Source organism: Paenibacillus silagei (assembly GCF_017874735.1).
Taxonomy (GTDB): domain Bacteria; phylum Bacillota; class Bacilli; order Paenibacillales; family Paenibacillaceae; genus Paenibacillus_AQ; species Paenibacillus_AQ silagei.
Window position 1 is genome coordinate 141,218 of record NZ_JAGGLV010000004.1, and the last position, 18,731, is coordinate 159,948.

The following is an 18,731-nucleotide window of genomic DNA, read 5'->3' on the forward strand; positions in this document are numbered from 1 at the left end:
TTAATTCCGCACCAATCATTCTATATTAATTTCAAGGAAAATACCATCAGCATTACACACCCCAAGGAGGTTAACACAATGAGAAAGTTCGCAGTAATACTGGCGGCATTCACCCTGACCCTGCTCATCGGCTGCGGCAACGCAAATAAAAATGCAGGCAACACGGGCACAGCAGGGAACACGGGCAATACGGCAGCTACTGCTGCACCGGATGCAGTCACTTCAGCTTCGGTAGTCGATAACGGAGAAGCCTTCAAGAAGGCGATCAGCAAAGACGGCACCTGGATTGCAGCTACGCTGAAGGACTTGAGCTTCTCCGAGGAGCTTGTGCTCGACGGACAATTCATCCATAAGGAAGAGCCTGCCCGCAAAATCGCGCTCTATACCCAGGATGCCGATCACAACATCACGAACTCCTTCAAGCTCACCGCGCCCAAATTAACGATCCGTAGCGAGAATGCCCGGATTCAGGGAGGGACCTTTGTGGGTGATGTCTACGTAGAGGCTAACGGCTTCGCCGTCGTGAATGCCACCATTGAAGGTAATGTCTATTTCTCCGATGACAAATATCAGGCTACCTATTCCGCAGCAGACCAGGGTAAGGTAACCGGCGTCACCGAAGTGAAAAAATAATGCGGCAGGGTGCGGGGTGTTCCTCTTCGGGCAAGCGGCCGGGGAGAATACCCCTTTTTCTTGTTGTTGCCCGCGAAAAGAGGTGCTGGCCTAATGAAGTTCATCCATAAGTATGCTATCCTTCCCCTTCTGCTCGTGATTCTCTCCTCCTGCGGCGGACAGGACTTAGCGGAGCCGGAGCCGCAATACCGGATTCAGTCCGGCCATGATCTGAGGATTCTGACAACGAGTGACACCCATTATTTAGCGCAGGAGCTAAGGGATCTCGGACCTGCCTTCCAGCAGTTTCTGGCTGCCGGTGACGGCAAGCAGCTCGGCTACAGCAAGGAGATGATGGAGGCGCTGGGCTATGATATCGGAATCCGCAAGCCGGATGTAATGATTATCAGCGGGGATCTCAGCAACAACGGGGAAGAAGCCAGCCATAAGGAGCTGGCCGGACATCTGAAGCGCATCGAGCAAGACACCGGAACCCGGATCTATGTGATCCCGGGCAATCATGATATCCGGAATCCCTGGGCCCGGAGCTTCCGCGATAAGCGCCAATACGCCACAGATTCCGTGAGCGCCAAGGCATTCCGCCAGATCTATGGCAGCTTCGGTTATGATGAAGCCCTGCTGAGAGACGAGGATTCGCTCAGCTATCTAGCTGCCCCGTCAGAGGAGCTATGGCTGCTAATGCTCGATACTGCACAGTACGGAGACAATAAAGCGCTGGGCCATCCCCAGCTGGAGGGCCGGGTCAGTGACCGGACCCTGGAATGGATCGCCGCCTGCGGTGCGAAGGCCGCTGCCGCAGGCGCGCAGCTCGTGACGGTCATGCATCACAGCCTGCTGAATCACAGTGAATTCATTCAGGAGGGCTTCACTGTAGAGGACCATGCCAAGGTTACAGATGCCTTGATGCAGAGCGGTGTACGGACGGTTCTCAGCGGGCATATACACATTCAGGACATCAGTGAATATAGCCATGACGGGGAGCGTATCTATGACATCGCCAGCAGTGCTTTATCTGTTTTTCCCCATCAATACGGACTCTTAACCTATTCCTCCGCCCGTCAGACTCTGGATTACAGCACACAGCGATTAGGGATGGAGCAATGGGCAGCAGCCACCGGCAATACCGATCCGAATCTGCTGGGCTTCAGGGCCTACAGTGAAGCCAATTTCCGCAAGCGGTCTGCCACCCGGAGTTATTCCCGTCTGGCTGAAGATCCCGCTTACGCCAGTTATACGGAGACTGAGCTGAAGCAAATGGCTGACGTTGTCGGAAGGCTGAACGAGAATTACTTCGCAGGCTCTGCCAGTACGGGCAATGCCGCCGTGACCGCCACAGCAGGCTACCGGCTCTGGCAGGACGCCCCGGCAAGCGGAACGAGAAGCTATGTTCTGGAGATGGCCTCGCAGCAGCCGAAGAACAATCATGAACTGCATGTCCAGCTTCCTCAGCGGTGATGTTTGAAAAACTGGAAATAGGTGTAAAATAGACAAGTATGCTTACACCTACTGCTGAGGAGATGATGATCACCATGTTCACACGTATGGATGAGATTATGATTGAAATCCCGGACGTCGAGAAACCAGATCCTAATGCTGCAGCAGCCGTACAAGAGCTGCTCGGAGGCAAATTCGGTGAAATGTCAACACTCAATAACTACTTGTACCAGTCCTTCAACTTCCGCTCCAAGGACAAGCTGAAGCCCTTCTACGACCTGGTAATGAGCATTACCGCCGAAGAGCTGGGCCATGTTGAGCTGGTCTCCCACGCCGTGAACAAATGTCTAAGAGGTTCCACGGCTTATAAGAAACCGGATTCCACACCGCTTGCGGATGTCAAAGACGCACGGCTGTCTTATCATTTCCTGGCGGGCGCGCAGGGGGCCATGCCGTTCGATTCGATGGGCAATCCATGGACCGGAGCCAATGTGTTCAACAGCGGTAATCTGGTGGAGGACCTGCTGCATAACTTCTTCCTGGAATGCGGGGCCAGAACCCATAAAATGAAGGTCTACGAAATGACCGACCACCCTGCAGCCCGGGCGGTAGTCGGCTTCCTGCTTGTCCGTGGAGGTGTTCACGTGGTCGCTTACGCCAAGGCGCTGGAGATTGCCACAGGCGTCAATGTTACCAAGCTGGTGCCCATTCCTTCCTTGGACAACAAAGCTTTCAATGAAGCCAGAAAGTACGAGGAAAAAGGCGTTCATACGAAGCTGTACACCTGGAGCGATAAGGATTTCAGCTCCATTGACCAGATCTGGAAGGGTACTCATCCCGAGGACGGGCTTCCGCTTGAGGTTATTCAGGGCGTACCGGAAGGCTTCCCTATCCCCGAGGCTCCGGAAGTGAAGGAAGAATTCGCACCGGGCATCTCTGCCGAGGAATTCAAGGAGATTGCAAAACGGCTGAAAATGGCCGGGAATATTCATGACTAGCAGCCAGAGCCAAGCCTAGCGGATAATAGCACCGATAGAGAAGCGGATGTCCCGGAAGCCATGAACTGGCTGCCGGAACATCCGCTTTGTTTGGGTATGGATACTTCTAAGATCTCTGCCTTATAACTCCGGCTCAAGCAGCAGTGAGGTATCGGCAACAGCCCGCCCATTCACAAGCAGCACAAGGGTATGCTCTCCGGGATAGTGCTTCCGTGTAGTCAGGTTGGCCCAGCGGTGGGTCCGTGTACCGGAGAGTCTGGTGCCGCCGGGCACGGTTTTGTCGGATAACAGAAACAGCTTGCGCGAGGTCTTGCCGCCGGCCTTGACGAAGTTGATCCCGTATTCAATGCGGATGCGCACCGGACCGCCCTCCCGGATTGTCAGAGTGTATTGCAGCTCACAGTGCTCCCCAATCCGCAGCTCGGCCGGGTCGGCCGTTAGGACAGCCAAGCTGACCAGCGGGGTGCCGCTCTCCTCCGGGGCATATCCGAACAGCTCCATGATCTCAGGGTCCGCCTTGCGGATCAGAGAGCGGCAGCCATGCCGCACAATCCAGTTCGTCTTTACATTACTGCCCAGCCAGCGGCGGGCGGTAGCTATCACGATATCAGGGTGATCCTTCGCGATATCGTTCAGGTTGTTGGCTACACTTTTGCGCACATAGAGTGACGGGTCAGCCTTCAGCTTCTCCAGCAGCGGCAATAGCGGAGACGGATCGCGCTTGAACATCGGCAATGCCTGGCCCCAGGGCAGGCGGGGACGGCTGCCCTCGCTGGCGAGCCGCCGCACATGCTCCCCCGGATGCTCCGCCCAGACCAGCATTTGAGCCATCATCCGCTGCGGGTCACGCAGCAGGAACGGCCTGACGGCAAATTCCGCCGAGGACTTCGGGGTGAACCGTTCCAGCGCCTCCATCGACAGCTCCCAGTGCTCTTCGCTTCCGCCATACACTTCCACGAAATCCGGGAAGATCAGATACGGGAAGCCGACACAGTCCTTATCTATCGCATACAATATCTTCAGTGCTTCCTCATAGGCCGGGGGCAGGCAGCTGCCCAGCGTCTCTGTAATCCTCCGCATCCGTGCCTTCAGCTCCAGCTCCTCCCACGGCTCCCTCATCGCCTCAGCCATGAAGCAGCCTAGCTCGAACGAACTGTAAACGGTTTTAATTTTCATTCCCAGGCTATGCAGGAATTCTTGGTTGTACATTGCTTTCAGGGGTTCGGCCATTCTTGAATTCCTCCTGCTGATGTAATTGGATTCTCTTATAATGAGAGCATACCATACGAACCGGACATCCCTGTGTCAACTTTCGGCTGGATATATATACACCAAGTATAGCCTATGTTCAAATCCGGCAGCCTGTCGTACAATAAGATTTAAGTTTTTTCCCGCTGACGATGAACTTATTTGATGAAAGGACTGGGACTTTTGCCACAGACACTTATTAAAAACATTGACTTTTTCGTAGCCGCACTGTCACAGACCTTCGTATCCGCCCTCCAGCTTGACCCTGACGGAATGTACTCCCAGGTAGGCAGCGGAGTCGTTGACAAATTCTCTGATGAGTATGTCCGGCTAAAAAGATTCGACGGCACCACCTCGCATTACGCCCGCGATATTACAAAATTCCAGCATAACCATGCCTGAGAAGCTTCGGGGTCTCTTCATCAGAGGAGAAGCAGCGCTCGCCTGTGATCCTTTCTCCCCTCTTCAAACGCAGACCCTGGACCCTGATCCGGGTCTGTTTTTGCGTTAACTTTTCACAAAATATTAACGTGTGCATTTCAATAAACTATTGACTTGACGCTGCTGGAGAACTAAACTGAAATCGTTAACAATTCCATGTACCCGGGGAGAACCTATGATTACCATCAAAGATATTGCCCGTGTTGCCGGTGTGTCCCATACTACTGTATCGAGGGCGCTGAACGGCAACCCGCTGATCAAGAAGGCCACCCGGGATAAGATTGAACGGATTGCCGCCGAAATGAATTATGTGCCCAATTACAGTGCCAAGAGCCTGGTCACCAAAAGATCGTTCATCATCGGCCTGTTCTTCTCCAGTATTGAGCAGGGGACTTCCTCAAGCTTCCTGGTGGATGCCATCAAAGGCATTACGCACATTCTCGATGAGAACTATAATCTGACGGTGAACGGGATCGACGGTGTGCAGCATTTCAGCAATATTCAGCCGCAGCGCTTCGACGGCATTCTGGTCATGAGCCAGAGCGATGAAGACAATGCCTTCATCTATCATGTGAAGAAAACCGGCATTCCGCTAGTGGTGCTGAACCGCCAGCTGGAGGACCCCGGCATCATGAACGTGGTCGCCAATGACCGCGAAGGCGTCAAGGAAGCGATTGATTATGCTGTGCAGCAGGGTCACCGCAAGCTGGCTATTATTGAAGGCAAGCCCGGCTTCAAGTCCTCAAGCGAACGTAAGCAGGGCTTCCTGGACAGTCTGATTGCAGGCCGGCTTCCGCTGAACCCTGATTATTTTGCCCCGGGAGATTACAGCATCGAGAGCGGATATGCGGCGATGAGCAAGCTGCTTAGCCTGGAGGACCGGCCTACGGCTGTGTTCTGCTCCAATGATGATATGGCGATTGGCGCCATGAATGCCTGCTATGCCCACAAGGTGCAGGTGCCGGAGCAGATCTCACTGATCGGCTTCGATGATATGATGTTCGCCCGCTATACGAATCCTGCCCTGACCACGGTCCGCAAGCCGATTGCCGAGATCAGTGAGCTCGGCATTACCATGCTGATCCAGCTTCTTCAGCAGCCGGAGACCCCGCCGCAGCAGCTGTTCGTTAACACTTCGCTGGTGGTAAGGGATACGGTTGCAGGAATATAACTCTATTTCAACCCACCGCTATTTTCTGCAGATACGGAGCCTTCCTGGACAAGAGAAGGAATTCCGGATCTTGCTTAAAATAAAATGTTAACGTGTGCAATTTATCACTGTATTCTAAAGGAGATCATGACCACTATGACAAACCGTTTATCCAGAAGCACTCACCCGGGGCTAACCCTCCATCCGGAACGGATGATTCAGTTCGGCGAAGGCAACTTCATGCGTGCGTTCGTAGACTGGCAGCTGCAGCAAATGAACAATCAGGGTCTGTTCAACGGAAGCGCTGTCCTCATTCAGCCCATTGCGCAGGGAACCGGAGGCGTAGCTGATCTGATGGCCGCTCAAGACAACCTCTACACCGTGCTGCTTAATGGCATCATGGACAACGAGACCGTCAATTCCCGCGAAATTATCAGCTCGGTCAGCCGGGTGATTAACCCATACATGGATTATGAAGCTTATCTCGCGCTCGCCGAGAATGATGATCTGGAGTTCATCACCTCCAATACTACCGAAGCCGGCATTGCCTATCTTCCAGGCGACCGCGCAGACGATGCCCCCCCTAAGAGCTTCCCAGGCAAGCTGACTGCGCTGCTCCACCGCCGCTTCGAGCTTGGCAAGAAAGGCTTCGTCATTATCCCCTGCGAGCTGATTGACCGCAACGGCGAGAAATTACGTGAGATCGTAGAACGTTATGCGGCTGACTGGAATCTTGGTGCTGAATTCCTGCAATGGCTAAAGTCCGAGAATACCTTCTGCTGCAGTCTGGTGGACCGGATTGTCCCTGGTTATCCGCGTGACCAGGCTGCCGCCCTCGAAGCTGAACTCGGCTATCTTGATAACGTAATGGTAACCGCAGAGCCGTTCCTCTTCTGGGTCATTGAAGGACCGGAGTCTCTGACAGAGCGCCTGCCGCTGGCTAAGGCCGGACTGAATGTCGTGGTGACACCGGATATGACGCCTTACCGCGAACGCAAGGTTCATCTGCTGAACGGACCGCATACCGCTATGGTCCCTCTGGGCCTGCTCGCCGGTCTTGAGACGGTTGAAGACGTCATGAATGACGGTACCTTCTCCCGCTTCGTGAAGCAGTTGATTGAAGAGGAGCTGATCCCTATGCTGGATCTGCCTGCCGGGCAGCTATTGTCCTACGCCGATGCCGTACAGGAGCGCTTCCGCAATCCGTTCATCCGCCATGAGCTGACCTCCATCTCGCTCAACAGCATTTCCAAATTCAAGGCCCGCCTGCTCCCGGTTCTGCTTCGCTACCAGCAGGAACGCGGCCAGCTTCCGGAGCGGATGACCCTCGCCTTCGCCGCCCTGCTGCTCAGCTACCGGGGCGACCGTATTCCCCGGCAGGACGGCGCAGAGGTACTGGCAGTGTTCGATCAGGCCTGGAGCCAGCCGGACAGCTTCGTGAACACCATTCTTGGCGACAGCAGCCTGTGGGGACAGGATCTGACCCGGCTGCCGGGACTGGCTGATGCGATAGCCGCCCATTTGCAGCAGCTGGAGCATGAAGATTCCCGCGCAGCATTACAGGAACTCGTCGGCTGAACCCGCGAGTTTGCACGAAGAAGTTCAGGGAAGCGCAGCTTACAAACTTTTAGGAGGGCCAACATGAAAAACTTAATGAAAATGAACCCGAGAGATACGGTAGCTGTAGCCTTACGGCCGATTGCTGCCGGAGAAGAACTCACGATAGACGGACTAACGCTTCAGGCCGCCCAGGAGATTCCGCAGGGGCATAAGATTGCCCTGACGGGTTTCAGCAGCGGAGACATCATTACCAAATACGGTTCCCCGATCGGCCATGCCACGGCTCCGATTGCCGCAGGCGACTGGATTCATACGCATAACATCAAAACCAATCTGTCCGGGGAGGAAGAATACGAGTATGTGCCTGATGTCCATCCGGTAATTTATCCGCGCCGTGATTTGACCTTCCAGGGGTACCGGCGGAGTAACGGCAAGGTGGGCATCCGTAATGATCTGTTCATTATTCCGACCGTGGGCTGTGTGAACGGCGTTGCCGAGCAGATGCTTCAGGAGTTCAAGGCCGAGCATCCCGATCTTGGCGGATTCGACAACCTGACCGTGCTGAAGCATCCTTACGGCTGCTCCCAGCTGGGCGATGATCACCGCATGACCCGCAGCATTCTGCTCGATGCCGTTAATCATCCCAATGCAGGCGGTGTACTCGTCTTCGGCCTTGGCTGCGAGAACAATATCGTCTCCGAGTTCCGCAGCATGCTGGGCGATTATGACGGGTCCCGGGTTAAGTTCCTTGTGGCCCAGGAGGTAGGCAATGAGCTGGAAGCCGGTCTTGTGCTGCTGGAGGAGCTGTATGAAGCCGCTGCGAACGACGTTCGTGAGCCGGTTCCGCTCAGTGAGCTGAACATCGGGCTGAAATGCGGCGGCTCGGACGGATTCTCCGGCATTACGGCCAACCCGCTGCTGGGCGCATTCTCCGACTTCATCATCTCTCAGGGCGGAACCTCGGTGCTGACTGAGGTGCCGGAAATGTTCGGTGCGGAGAAGGTGCTGATGGCCCGTGCAGAGAGCAAGGAAGTCTATGAAGATATCGTCTCACTGATCAATAACTTCAAGCAGTATTTCCTCTCTTACGGCGAGCCTGTCTATGAGAATCCGTCTCCGGGCAACAAGGCCGGCGGCATCAGCACACTGGAGGACAAATCGCTCGGCTGCACCCAGAAGGCCGGTTCGTCGCCAGTGGTGGATGTATTGCAGTATGGCGTGAAGCTGCGCAAAAAAGGGCTGAGCCTCTTACAGGCTCCCGGCAACGATCTGGTCGCTGCGTCTGCGCTTGCCGCTTCCGACTGCCAGCTCGTGCTGTTCACCACCGGCCGCGGCACGCCTTTCGGCAGCTTTGTGCCTACGGTTAAGATAGCAACGAACAACGACCTTTTTGCCAAAAAAGGCCACTGGATGGACTTCAACGCAGGCCCCCTGCTGGAAACACCGATGGCCGATGTGCTGGAGGAATTCATCACGTATATCATTGATGTCGCCAGCGGCCAAAAAACACGGAACGAGCAGAATGAAGTGCGTGAGCTGGCTATTTTCAAAACAGGCGTAACTTTATAGAACTTATCCTATATCGATTGAACTTGAAGATTACAGATAAGGAAAAGTGACGGAGGAGAATTTTGGAACTGTAGGAGCGATAGCGTCCGCCTTTGTCACCGGATTTCTACCGCGATTAGCGGTTTAAATCAAGAAATCTGGGGACAACAGCGGCCGGAGGGCCAAACATTCTCTGGAGTCACGGAAATCCTATAACAGAAATATACAAGTACAATCTATATAATAATCCATTCAAAGGGAGATCCTACTCATGTTCCTAAACGAGGACTTCATGTTGTCCGGCGAAACAGCACGGCTACTCTTTCATAATCACGCCAAAACCATGCCCATTATCGATTACCATTGCCATCTGGACCCGCGCGAAATCTATGAGGACCAGCCCTTTGAGAATCTGACCGCAGCCTGGCTGTACGGTGATCATTACAAGTGGCGGCTGATGCGCGCGAACGGCGTTCCTGAATCGCATATTACCGGCGACGCCTCTGATTATGATAAATTTCTGGCCTGGGCCCGTACACTGCCTAAGGCAGTAGGCAACCCTCTGTATAGCTGGACGCATCTGGAGCTCCGCCGTTTCTTCGGTGTAGAGGAGCTGCTGAATGAAGCCACGGCGCCGGCCATCTGGGAGAAGGTCAACCGCAAGCTGGCTGAACCGGGCTTCACCCGGCGCGGCCTGATCCGCAGCAGCGGTGTCAAGGTGATCTGCACCACCGATGATCCGGCAGATTCCCTGGAGTATCACAAGCTGCTGCAGGGGAGTGAGACCGCCTTCCAGGTGTTCCCGACCTTCCGTCCTGACAAGGCGCTGAACATCGATGCCGAAGGCTTCGCCGCCTGGACCCTTAAGCTGGAGTCGGCCTCCGGCCTGCCGGTCAAGAGCTACGCCGGGCTGCTGGATGCCCTGCGTAACCGGGTTGCTTTCTTCCACGAGCAGGGCTGCCGCCTGTCGGACCATGCGCTGGATATCCTGCGTTACGAAGCAGGTGCGCCTGAGATCGTTGAAGCTATATTCGCCAAAAGAATGCAGGGTGCTGTGCTGTCACCGGAGGAAATCACCCGCTACCGCACAGAGCTGCTGACCGCGCTGATCGGCTTCTATCATGACAAGGGCTGGACCATGCAGCTTCACCTGCATGCTTACCGCAACAATAACACGCCGATGTTCCAGCGATTGGGACCGGATACCGGCTATGACGGCATCAACGATCTGCCGCTGACCACAGCGCTGTCGCAGCTGCTTGACCGGGCCGAGAGCGGCAGCGGCCTGCCGAAGACGATCCTCTACTCGCTGAATCCCGGCGACTACCCTGCCCTGCTGGCTCTGCTGGGCTGCTACCAGAAGGACACCCCCGGCAAGCTCCAGCTTGGCTCCGGCTGGTGGTACAACGATACGCGCAGCGGCATGCGCCAGCAGCTGACCCTGCTGGCTGAGGGCAGCCTGCTCGGCAACTTCGTCGGCATGCTGACCGATTCGCGCAGCTTCCTGTCGTATACCCGGCATGAATATTTCCGCCGGGTTCTATGCGGGCTGCTCGGTGAACTTGCCGAACGCGGGGAAGCGCCGGATGACCTCGAGGTCCTGGGGGCTATGGTCCGGGATATCTCTTACAATAACGCAGCCGGATATTTCGGTTTCCAGACTGCCGGCAGCGAAGCCGAAGTCACCGTCTAGATGGAGGCATGCTGAAGATGCCTACTCTCTATATCGCAGGAGACTCTACCGCCGCCCAGAAGGGCGGCGGGGAATGGCCAATGGCCGGATGGGGCGAGTACCTGCAGCAGTATGTCAGCCGGAAGGTGCAGATTGAGAACCGGGCCATCAACGGACGGAGCACACGCTCCTTCCTGGCAGAGGGCAGACTGGCAGACATGGAGCGGGATTTCCTCCCCGGAGACTTTCTCCTGATCCAGTTCGGCCATAATGACCAGAAGCTGGAGGACCCTCTCCGTTACACGGAGCCGCATACCGAATACCGCCGGAATCTGAAGATATTCATTGATTCCGCCCGCAGCCGGGGCAGCTTCCCTGTACTGCTGACTTCCGTGAGCCGCCGCCGCTTCACTACGGACGGGGAACCGGACCCGCAGGCTGTCGGACTCTATCCGCAGGTTATGCGGGAGGTTGCAGGGGAGACCGGGACACCTCTGCTTGATATTTTTGCCGCCTCCCAGCAGCTCTACCGCAGACTGGGAGTGGAAGCATCGGCCGGGCTGTTCATGCACCTGCCGCCGGGCGCACGCCCCAACTACCCGGACGGCATTACCGATGACACGCATTTCTGCAGCTCCGGGGCGCAGCAGATCGCAGCGCTGGTAGCCCAAGCGCTCGCACAGTGCGCGGAGCTGAAGCTGCTGCATCCGTATCTGCGTGCGGGTGTAGCTGGGGGTCGGCAGGCGAGGTAGCCGAAACGCTAGCGCAGTCCGTGAAGCTGAAACTACTGCACCCGTAGCTGTGGGAAGCAGACAAGTGTGTAGTGCGGATTAGGTTATGCATGAGCCTGTGGAGCATTGCAAACATAGCGCACATTATTCGCCATCCTTACATGTTGCTTCAATCCTCAGACAGTATGATCGGGCCGCCTGTGACCACTTTTGGACATAGGCGGCCTTTTTAGTGGAAACCTGCCCTTCGGCGCTCCATGCGAACTCTTATATCTGAATACAAAGGAGTCTAACCCTATGACCGTTCCATTTCACCTGGGCGTCCGTGCCCATGACTTCAAGCGGTGTCCGCTGCCGCAATTAATAGATAAGCTGAAGGAGCATGGCTTCCCGGCGATTCAGTTGGCGTTACATAAATCTTTTCCGGAGAGTGTGGCTGAGCTTGGCGCACTAAGTCCGGGTGCTGCTGCGTACTATGGCGATGCCTTCAGACAAGCAGGTATCAAGATTGCTGTCCTTGGCTGTTATGTGAACATTATTGATGCTGACCCTGCCAAGCGCGCGCAGGCGCTGAGCGACTTCAACACTCATCTGCGGCTGGCCCGAGACTTCGGCGCGAGTCTGGTCGGTACAGAGACCGGCAGTGTAGGTCAGGGGTATACACCGGATAACTTCACGGAGGAGGCTTTTGAACAAGTGGTTGACTCCGTCAGTGCCATGGTTGCTGAGGCCGAACGCTTCGGAGTAACTGTAGGCATCGAGGCAGGCGTCAACCACCCGCTCTACACGGCTCCGTTAGCCCGGCGTCTGCTGGATACTGTACCGTCTAATAACCTGCAAATTATACTGGATGCCGCGAATCTGATGACCCCGGACAATTACCTTCAGCAGGAGCAGATTGTGGCAGAAGCACTGGAGCTCCTCGGAGACCGGATCGCGGTCCTGCATCTGAAGGATTTCACGGTGAAGAACGGCGCCATCGACATCGTTCCTGCCGGACAAGGCATGCTGAACTTCACCCCGCTGCTCCGCTACATGAAATATAAGCGCCCGCATATCCAAGGCCTGCTGGAGAGTACTCCTGAGGAATATCTCCAGGCCAGCGCGCAATTCCTGCGGAACATGTATAACGAGGTTTAACAAAAGTGCTCTGCGGATGGATGTTGGGAGGTTGGATGGGAGATGCTGGATGAGAGATTAGAGATGATGAATGATGAATGCTGAAAGATGAATGAGAGATAATGAATGAGAGATGAGATAAGGAGTTATACGGTCCACACAGTTGGTGTCCTTACCTCTGCCTTACCCATCCGCTCACCTTTGGGGCATTCGCGAATTCAGGGGCATTAGTGCTCTTCATTTGCTCATTTCGCCTGCGTGTGCTGAATTCAGGGGCATTAGTGCTCTTCATTTGCTCATTTCGCCTGCGTGTGCTGATTTCAGGGGCATTAGTGCTCTTCATTTGCTCATTTCGCCTGCCTGTGCTGAATTCAGGGGCATTAGTGCTCCTCATTTGCTCATTTCGCCTGCATGTGCTGAATTCAGGGGCATTAGTGCTCTTCATTTGCTCATTTCGCCTGCATGTGCTGATTTCAGGGGCATTAGTGCTCTTTATTTGCTCATTTCGCCTGCATGTGCTGAATTCAGGGGCACTTGTGCTCCTCAGTAACTCCCTTTGGGCTTTATCCTTCTTTACGCGCGCCTGTGACTGCCCAATGTATTCAGTTTTTCACACACATTTGCTCCACTTGCCTCACTACCCAATGTATTCGGTTTTCCATACACATTTGTTCTACGTGCCTCACTGCAGCCCAATGAATTCGGTTTTTCACACACATTTGGTCCACTTGCCTCACTACTGCCTATTGTATTCGATTTTTCGCACACATTTGCTCTACGTGCCTCACTACTGCCCATTGTATTCGGTTTTTCACACACATTTGCTCCACTCACCTTCGCGCCAGCACATTGCGTCCCAACTTTATACTCCTCTCTACACACAGACGCATATTACAATTACTGTATAGTACAAATAGTGCCCCCGTATCGACGTATGAGGCACTTGTACTGCATTCTTGTGCTGGATTCCTGCACTATAATGTACAGTGGGCAGATACTTTATACGTAAGACTAACAGAGTAATAGAGTAATAGCATAACAAAGCAATCGAGCAATAGACTTTCAAACTAACACCAATAATCTTGCACAAACTGCAGCTTCTCCCCCAACATATACACTCATAGCTGGAATTGTTGCACAAAAGGCAGGATTCCTCCTCTAACTAAGCATCTTGGCCTGCACATTCCTGCATTTCCTGCAACAATCCTCTAGCAGGCCCCTATTTCGGGGTAGCCAGGTTGCATAACTTGCAACATTTGAGGGTATTTGCTCTAAGTGAGCGGTCCTCTAAACGAGTGCTCCCGTAAGCGGATCACTTTAGAAATAGCAATAATACCGCCCAGAGTTAACCGGGCGGTCCGTTGCTTGGTGCAGCTATTCCCCGGCCTCGGGGGAAATCACACCTTTTTTGAGTATAATATTCCCGTAGAGTGCCTCTTCCCCTGTAATTAGAATGGCGTAGCTGTGCTTGGAGCGGTCATAGAAGTCGAAACGCTCTTCATACTCCACCTGCACCGCAGGATCATGCCGGGTGAGAATCTCCTTGTACGTGTCCCATATCACAGGGACTGTGGGGTCTCCCTCCACTACAGCCATGAAGGCCGCCTGAGCCGGAGCATAATGATCCAGCGGTAGCAGCTCCAGGATGGCGTCCAGCAGCCGGGGGATACCGATTCCGTCAGCCCGCAGCACCCGGGAATGCAGCGCATGTCCCGGATAATTGGCGTCTGCCAGCACCAGCTCATCCCCGTGGCCCATCTCCATCAGGGTGCGGACGAGCTCGGGGGAGAGCAGTTTGGGTATTTTTTTGAGCATATTCCTATCTCCTCTCGGCTTCATTACATCCCGTAAAATGATCTCAGCGCCACCAGCTCCTCAATCCGGTGCGGCGGCAGCTCACGCTCTCCCCCGATCATGCGGGTCAGGAAGGTCAGCTTCGCCGTGTACTCAAGCCGCTCCATGTTCATATAAGCAGCCATTACATCCTTGCCCCAGGTCAGGGCCCCGTGGCTCTCCAGCAGCACAGCGGTCTTCTTGCCCAGGAAGGGAGTCAGCGAATCCGGGATCTCTTCGGTCGAAGGCGTCCCGTATACCGCCAGTGGAATGTCTCCCATGGCAATGACGGATTCCGGCATCATCATTTTGTCCAGCGCTTCCCCCTTGATGGCAAAAGCGGTAGCATACGGCGGATGCGCATGAACCACCCCGCCCATCTCCGGCAGCTCGTTGTAGATCTTCAGGTGCATCTTCACTTCCGTGGACGGCCGGTAGCCCTCCGCTGCATCCAGGATCTCTCCCTGCAGATTGACTTTGACCAGCATATGCGGCTGCAGATAGCCTTTGCTGACTCCTGTGGGCGAAGTAATGACCTCAGTGGCCGACAAGCGGGCTGAGATATTGCCGTCATTGGCCGCGATGAAGTCCTTGTTGAACAGATTCCGGCCGATATCGCAGATTAGACGCCGTAGTTCTTCTTCATGATTATTCATAATTGCCCCCTTGATTGCTGCTTGATTGCTGTATGATTGCTGTATGAAGCTTGTCAGTTCTGATGTGAAAAAGACGGCTGGTACCGGAGCGTTGAACAGGACCGGGCTGCCACCCTTCGGACCTCTGCGGGATCGACAGCACCGAGCGCCGTCAATTGCACCAAAAGGTTGCCGATCGCGCTCGCTTCTACCGGTCCGGCAATAACCTCTTTACCGGTGGCATCCGCCGTCAGCTGGCACAGCAGCTTGTTCTGAATGCCGCCGCCGACCATGTGAATACGGCGCACCGGACGGCCGGTGAGCGCCTCCAGCTCGCGGATCGTATCCGCATAAGACCGGGCCAAACTCTCCAGAATCGAGCGGATGATCTCCGCCCGGGTCTGCGGCACCGGCTGCCCGGTGCGGATGCAGTAGGATTCAATCCGCAGCGGCATATCGCCCGGTGTGCTGAAGAGCGGATCATTCGGGTCCAACATGGCGATGCACGCCTTGGACCGGTCCAGCTGCCCGGCCAGCTCGGCGGCTTCCTGATGGCTGAGCGGTTCGCCCGCTTCAGCCCAGCACCGCTGGGTCTCCTGGAGCAGCCAGAGGCCGGTGATATTCTTCAGCAGCCGGTTGGTGCCGCCGAAGCCGCTCTCGTTGGTGAAGCCTCTGGCCCGGGCGGCATCGCATAATACAGGCTCTGCTGTCTCCAGGCCCACCAGCGACCAGGTTCCGCAGCTGATGAATGCAGCGGACGGCAGCGTGGGGCTGAGTCCGGCGGGCCGGTCAGGTCCGGCGGAGCTTGGATCTGGGGAGCTAAGATCGGCGTTGCTAGGATCAGCGCTGCCAGGGCCGACACAGCTAGCATCGGCACAGTTAGAGTCGAAGCCGCAGTAAGGAATGGACGCCACGGCCGATGCGGTGTCATGTGAAGCTCCGGCGATGATCTGGAGCGGGCCGCTGCCCAGCTCTTCCTGGAGTGCGGGCCGGAGCTCCCCCAGCACCGTGCCTGCCGGAACCAGCCGGGGCACAAGCGTCACCGGCAGCTCCAGCCTGCGCAGCACTTCGGCTGCAGGCGCTGTGGACTGCGGATTGAGCAGGCCGCTGGTGCTCCAGATGGTCTGCTCGGCCACGGCCACACCGCTGAGCATATAATTGAACAGATCCGGCATCAGCAGCAGCTGTCTGGCGGTTGTCCGCAGCTCCGGCTTCGCCATAAGATCGGCAAACAATTGATACACCGTATTAATCGGGCTGGATTGGTTGCCCGTCAGCTTGAATTGCTCTGCCGGAGGCAGCGCAGCCTCTAGTACTGAAGCGAAGTCCGCCGTCCGCTGATCCCTGTAATGATGCGGAGCGTACAGCAGCCCGCCCTGCTCATCCAGCAGGCCGTAGTCGACTCCCCAGGTATCCACGCTCAGAGAGCGCAGCGGGCCATACTTTGCCGCAGCCGCTGCAATCCCTTGCTTGATCTCCTCAAGCAGCCGCTGCACATCCCAGTGCAAATGTCCGTTGACCTCTACCGGTCCGTTAGGGAAGCGGTGAATCTCCTCCACTGTCACCTTCCCGTCCCTGTAGCTTCCCAGCATCACTCTGCCGGAGCTGGCTCCCAGGTCGATGGCCAGCAGCCGGATTCCTTGGTTACCGGTTACCTCCATAACTTGCGTCTTCGCCTCTGTCATCTTCCCACCTCTTCACGTGGAGGATTAGTAGAGCGGGCCAAAGTTGCGGCAGGCTCTGTAATCGGCACTCTCCAGATTCTCTGTGCCGAACAGCGACCAGACGCGCGGGCGGAAAATCCGCGCTTCTTCCACGTTATGCATACTAACCGGAATCCGCAGGATCGAGGCCAGCGTAATGAGATCTGCGCCAATATGTCCGTAGCTGATCGCCCCGTGATTGGCACCCCAATTGTTCATCACATCGTAGACAGACTGGAAGGAGCCATGACCGGTCAGCTTCGGAGCGAACCAAGTTGTCGGCCAGGTAGGGTCTGTGCGCTGGTCGAGCGTGTCATGAACCTCTCCCGGCAGTTCTACAGTGTAGCCCTCTACCAGCTGGAGTACAGGTCCCAGCCCCTTGACCAGATTGAGCCGGGCCATGGTGACCGGCATGCCGCCCCGGGTCAGGTAGTCCGTGGAGAAGCCGCCTCCCCGGAAATATTCCTGGGAAGCCGGGCGGAACTGGGTCTGTGCGATACAGGCAGCTGCCTCTTCATCCGTGATGTCCCAGAACGGCTTGATCGCCGGCTTGCCGTCAATGCTCTGCTCGCCGGTGCCGTCCAGCGCTGCCGAGCCCGAATTAATCAGATGCAGCAGACCGCCTGCTGCCGCTCCCTCCAGCTCATACCCGGTCACTCGCTTCACGGCAGCCGGACTCCAGAAGGTGCGCACATCGGCAAAGATCTGCGCTGTATTCGTCAGCAGATAATTGAACAGCATCGTTACCCCGTTCAGGCTGTCATTCTCGGTGGCGACGATATAAGGCGCCCGTCTGCCGTTCCAGTCGAACGAGGAGTTCAGAATCGTCTCCATGAAGTCGCCGTTCGGGAAATGGTCGGTCCATTGCCGCTGGCCCTGGAAGCCGCCCAGCAGGGCATTGTGACCGCCCGCTTCCTCCTCGAAGCCGAGCTTCGCAAGCTGCGGATTGCCGGTCATGAGATCACGGGCAATCAGCGTCATTTTGACAACCGTCTCCCACTGCTCTTCCTTAACCTCTTCACTGAGCTGCAGATGCTGCGGGTTATTATCCGCCCCCACTCGGCAGTTGTCCTTCACCCAGGCCAGCGCCCGCGCGAACTCCTCAGGATCATAGATCCCTTCCTCAAATCTGCGTACAAATTCAGACATATCGATGTATTCATTGCGCATGCCGAGATATTCCTGGAAGAACTGCTCGTTCACGATGGAACCGGCGATTCCCATAGACACGGAGCCCATCGACAGATAGGACTTCCCCTTCATCAGAGCGGCCGCCAGCGCGGACCTCGCGAACTGCAGCAGCTTCACCTGAACATCTGCCGGGATCTCCTCGCTGCTGGATTCCTGGACATCCTCTCCGTAGATGCCGAAGGCCGGAATGCCTTTTTGCGCATAAGCAGACAGAACTGCCGCCAGATATACCGCCCCGGGGCGCTCCGTTCCGTTGAAACCCCATACCGCATGCGGGATGGTCGCATCCATGTCCATCGTTTCCGATCCATAACACCAGCACGGGGTGACTGTAATGGATACGCCTACACCGGCACCCGCGAACTTCTGCGCCGCCGCCGCAGCCTCCTTCACGCCGCCAATCGTAGAATCGGCAATGATACACTCCACCTGTGAACCATCCGGATACCTTACATTCTCCTGCAAAAATGCCGCTACGCGCTGCGCCATGCCCATCGTTTGTGCCTCCAGCGATTCGCGCACCCCGCGTCTTCTGCCGTCAATCGTCGGCCGGATTCCAATCTTCGGATAATTTGCTGTCACTGCTGTTCCTCCCCGAATCGTAAGTTGATAGTATGAGAACATTACACTGGAGCTATGGCTCCGATTAGTAAGCGCTACCAAATACAGCCTCTGCGGTCTGCACACTTTTGTCTTTCATCGCAGGCTTTCCATTTCTTCTACATCATAAAATCACTCACCTTCAAAGTCAACACTATTCCACACATTAATTTTGGTTGTTATGTGGTTTTGTGTGATATAATGACGTTAAACTGTGGAATCCTCTGTAATTGCG

The 18,731-nt window shown here is 55.6% G+C and carries 15 protein-coding genes; 10 read left to right on the top strand and 5 right to left on the bottom strand.

Annotation, left to right across the window (positions count from 1 at the left end):
• The first annotated feature begins 78 nt into the window (after positions 1-78).
• From J2Z70_RS08025 to J2Z70_RS08035, 3 genes are all read left to right on the top strand, one after another.
• Positions 79-633 (top strand): hypothetical protein, encoded by a 555-nt coding sequence (locus J2Z70_RS08025; protein WP_209871299.1) that lies wholly within the window; start codon positions 79-81, stop codon positions 631-633.
• Between the two features lie 93 nt (positions 634-726).
• A complete protein-coding gene (locus J2Z70_RS08030) occupies positions 727-2,088 on the top strand; it encodes a metallophosphoesterase (protein WP_209871302.1) in 1,362 nt (453 codons plus the stop codon).
• A gap of 74 nt (positions 2,089-2,162) precedes the next feature.
• Positions 2,163-3,065: a manganese catalase family protein gene (locus tag J2Z70_RS08035; RefSeq protein WP_036731772.1), complete on the top strand. Its 903-nt coding sequence runs from the start codon at positions 2,163-2,165 to the stop codon at positions 3,063-3,065.
• 120 nt (positions 3,066-3,185) lie between these two features.
• Here the strand turns inward: J2Z70_RS08035 and J2Z70_RS08040 are convergent, their stop codons facing one another.
• Complete coding sequence (locus J2Z70_RS08040; protein ID WP_209871305.1) at positions 3,186-4,295, bottom strand: DNA alkylation repair protein; 1,110 nt, start codon at positions 4,293-4,295, stop codon at positions 3,186-3,188.
• 201 nt (positions 4,296-4,496) lie between these two features.
• Between J2Z70_RS08040 and J2Z70_RS08045 the strand changes: the two genes are divergently transcribed.
• The 7 genes from J2Z70_RS08045 to J2Z70_RS08075 all read left to right on the top strand — a co-directional run bounded on the left by J2Z70_RS08045 (position 4,497) and on the right by J2Z70_RS08075 (position 12,555).
• Entirely contained in the window at positions 4,497-4,715 is a 219-nt protein-coding gene (locus J2Z70_RS08045) for a hypothetical protein (protein ID WP_245368070.1), read from the top strand.
• Between the two features lie 214 nt (positions 4,716-4,929).
• Positions 4,930-5,925 carry a LacI family DNA-binding transcriptional regulator gene (locus J2Z70_RS08050; protein WP_209871308.1) on the top strand — a complete coding sequence of 332 codons (996 nt, stop codon included), beginning with the start codon at positions 4,930-4,932 and terminating at the stop codon, positions 5,923-5,925.
• A gap of 135 nt (positions 5,926-6,060) precedes the next feature.
• On the top strand, positions 6,061-7,482 hold the full coding sequence (locus tag J2Z70_RS08055) for a tagaturonate reductase (protein WP_209871310.1): 1,422 nt from the start codon (positions 6,061-6,063) through the stop codon (positions 7,480-7,482).
• Between the two features lie 63 nt (positions 7,483-7,545).
• The gene (locus J2Z70_RS08060) at positions 7,546-9,033 is read left to right on the top strand and encodes a UxaA family hydrolase (protein ID WP_209871313.1); all 1,488 of its coding nucleotides are present in this window, start codon (positions 7,546-7,548) and stop codon (positions 9,031-9,033) included.
• 250 nt (positions 9,034-9,283) lie between these two features.
• A complete protein-coding gene (uxaC, locus tag J2Z70_RS08065) occupies positions 9,284-10,705 on the top strand; it encodes a glucuronate isomerase (protein ID WP_209871316.1) in 1,422 nt (473 codons plus the stop codon).
• Positions 10,706-10,713: 8 nt separating this feature from the next.
• Positions 10,714-11,436 (top strand): rhamnogalacturonan acetylesterase, encoded by a 723-nt coding sequence (locus J2Z70_RS08070; RefSeq protein ID WP_245368071.1) that lies wholly within the window; start codon positions 10,714-10,716, stop codon positions 11,434-11,436.
• Between the two features lie 276 nt (positions 11,437-11,712).
• Complete coding sequence (locus tag J2Z70_RS08075; protein ID WP_209871319.1) at positions 11,713-12,555, top strand: sugar phosphate isomerase/epimerase family protein; 843 nt, start codon at positions 11,713-11,715, stop codon at positions 12,553-12,555.
• Positions 12,556-13,908: 1,353 nt separating this feature from the next.
• Here the strand turns inward: J2Z70_RS08075 and fucU are convergent.
• The 4 genes from fucU to J2Z70_RS08095 are packed head-to-tail and all read right to left on the bottom strand — an operon-like array spanning position 13,909 to position 18,478.
• Positions 13,909-14,349 carry an L-fucose mutarotase gene (gene fucU, locus J2Z70_RS08080; protein ID WP_036698546.1) on the bottom strand — a complete coding sequence of 147 codons (441 nt, stop codon included), beginning with the start codon at positions 14,347-14,349 and terminating at the stop codon, positions 13,909-13,911.
• A gap of 23 nt (positions 14,350-14,372) precedes the next feature.
• Entirely contained in the window at positions 14,373-15,023 is a 651-nt protein-coding gene (locus J2Z70_RS08085) for a class II aldolase/adducin family protein (RefSeq protein ID WP_036731751.1), read from the bottom strand.
• A gap of 53 nt (positions 15,024-15,076) precedes the next feature.
• Entirely contained in the window at positions 15,077-16,687 is a 1,611-nt protein-coding gene (locus J2Z70_RS08090; protein ID WP_245368072.1) for a rhamnulokinase, read from the bottom strand.
• A gap of 24 nt (positions 16,688-16,711) precedes the next feature.
• A complete protein-coding gene (locus J2Z70_RS08095; protein ID WP_339310559.1) occupies positions 16,712-18,478 on the bottom strand; it encodes an L-fucose isomerase in 1,767 nt (588 codons plus the stop codon).
• Positions 18,479-18,731: the final 253 nt, after the last annotated feature.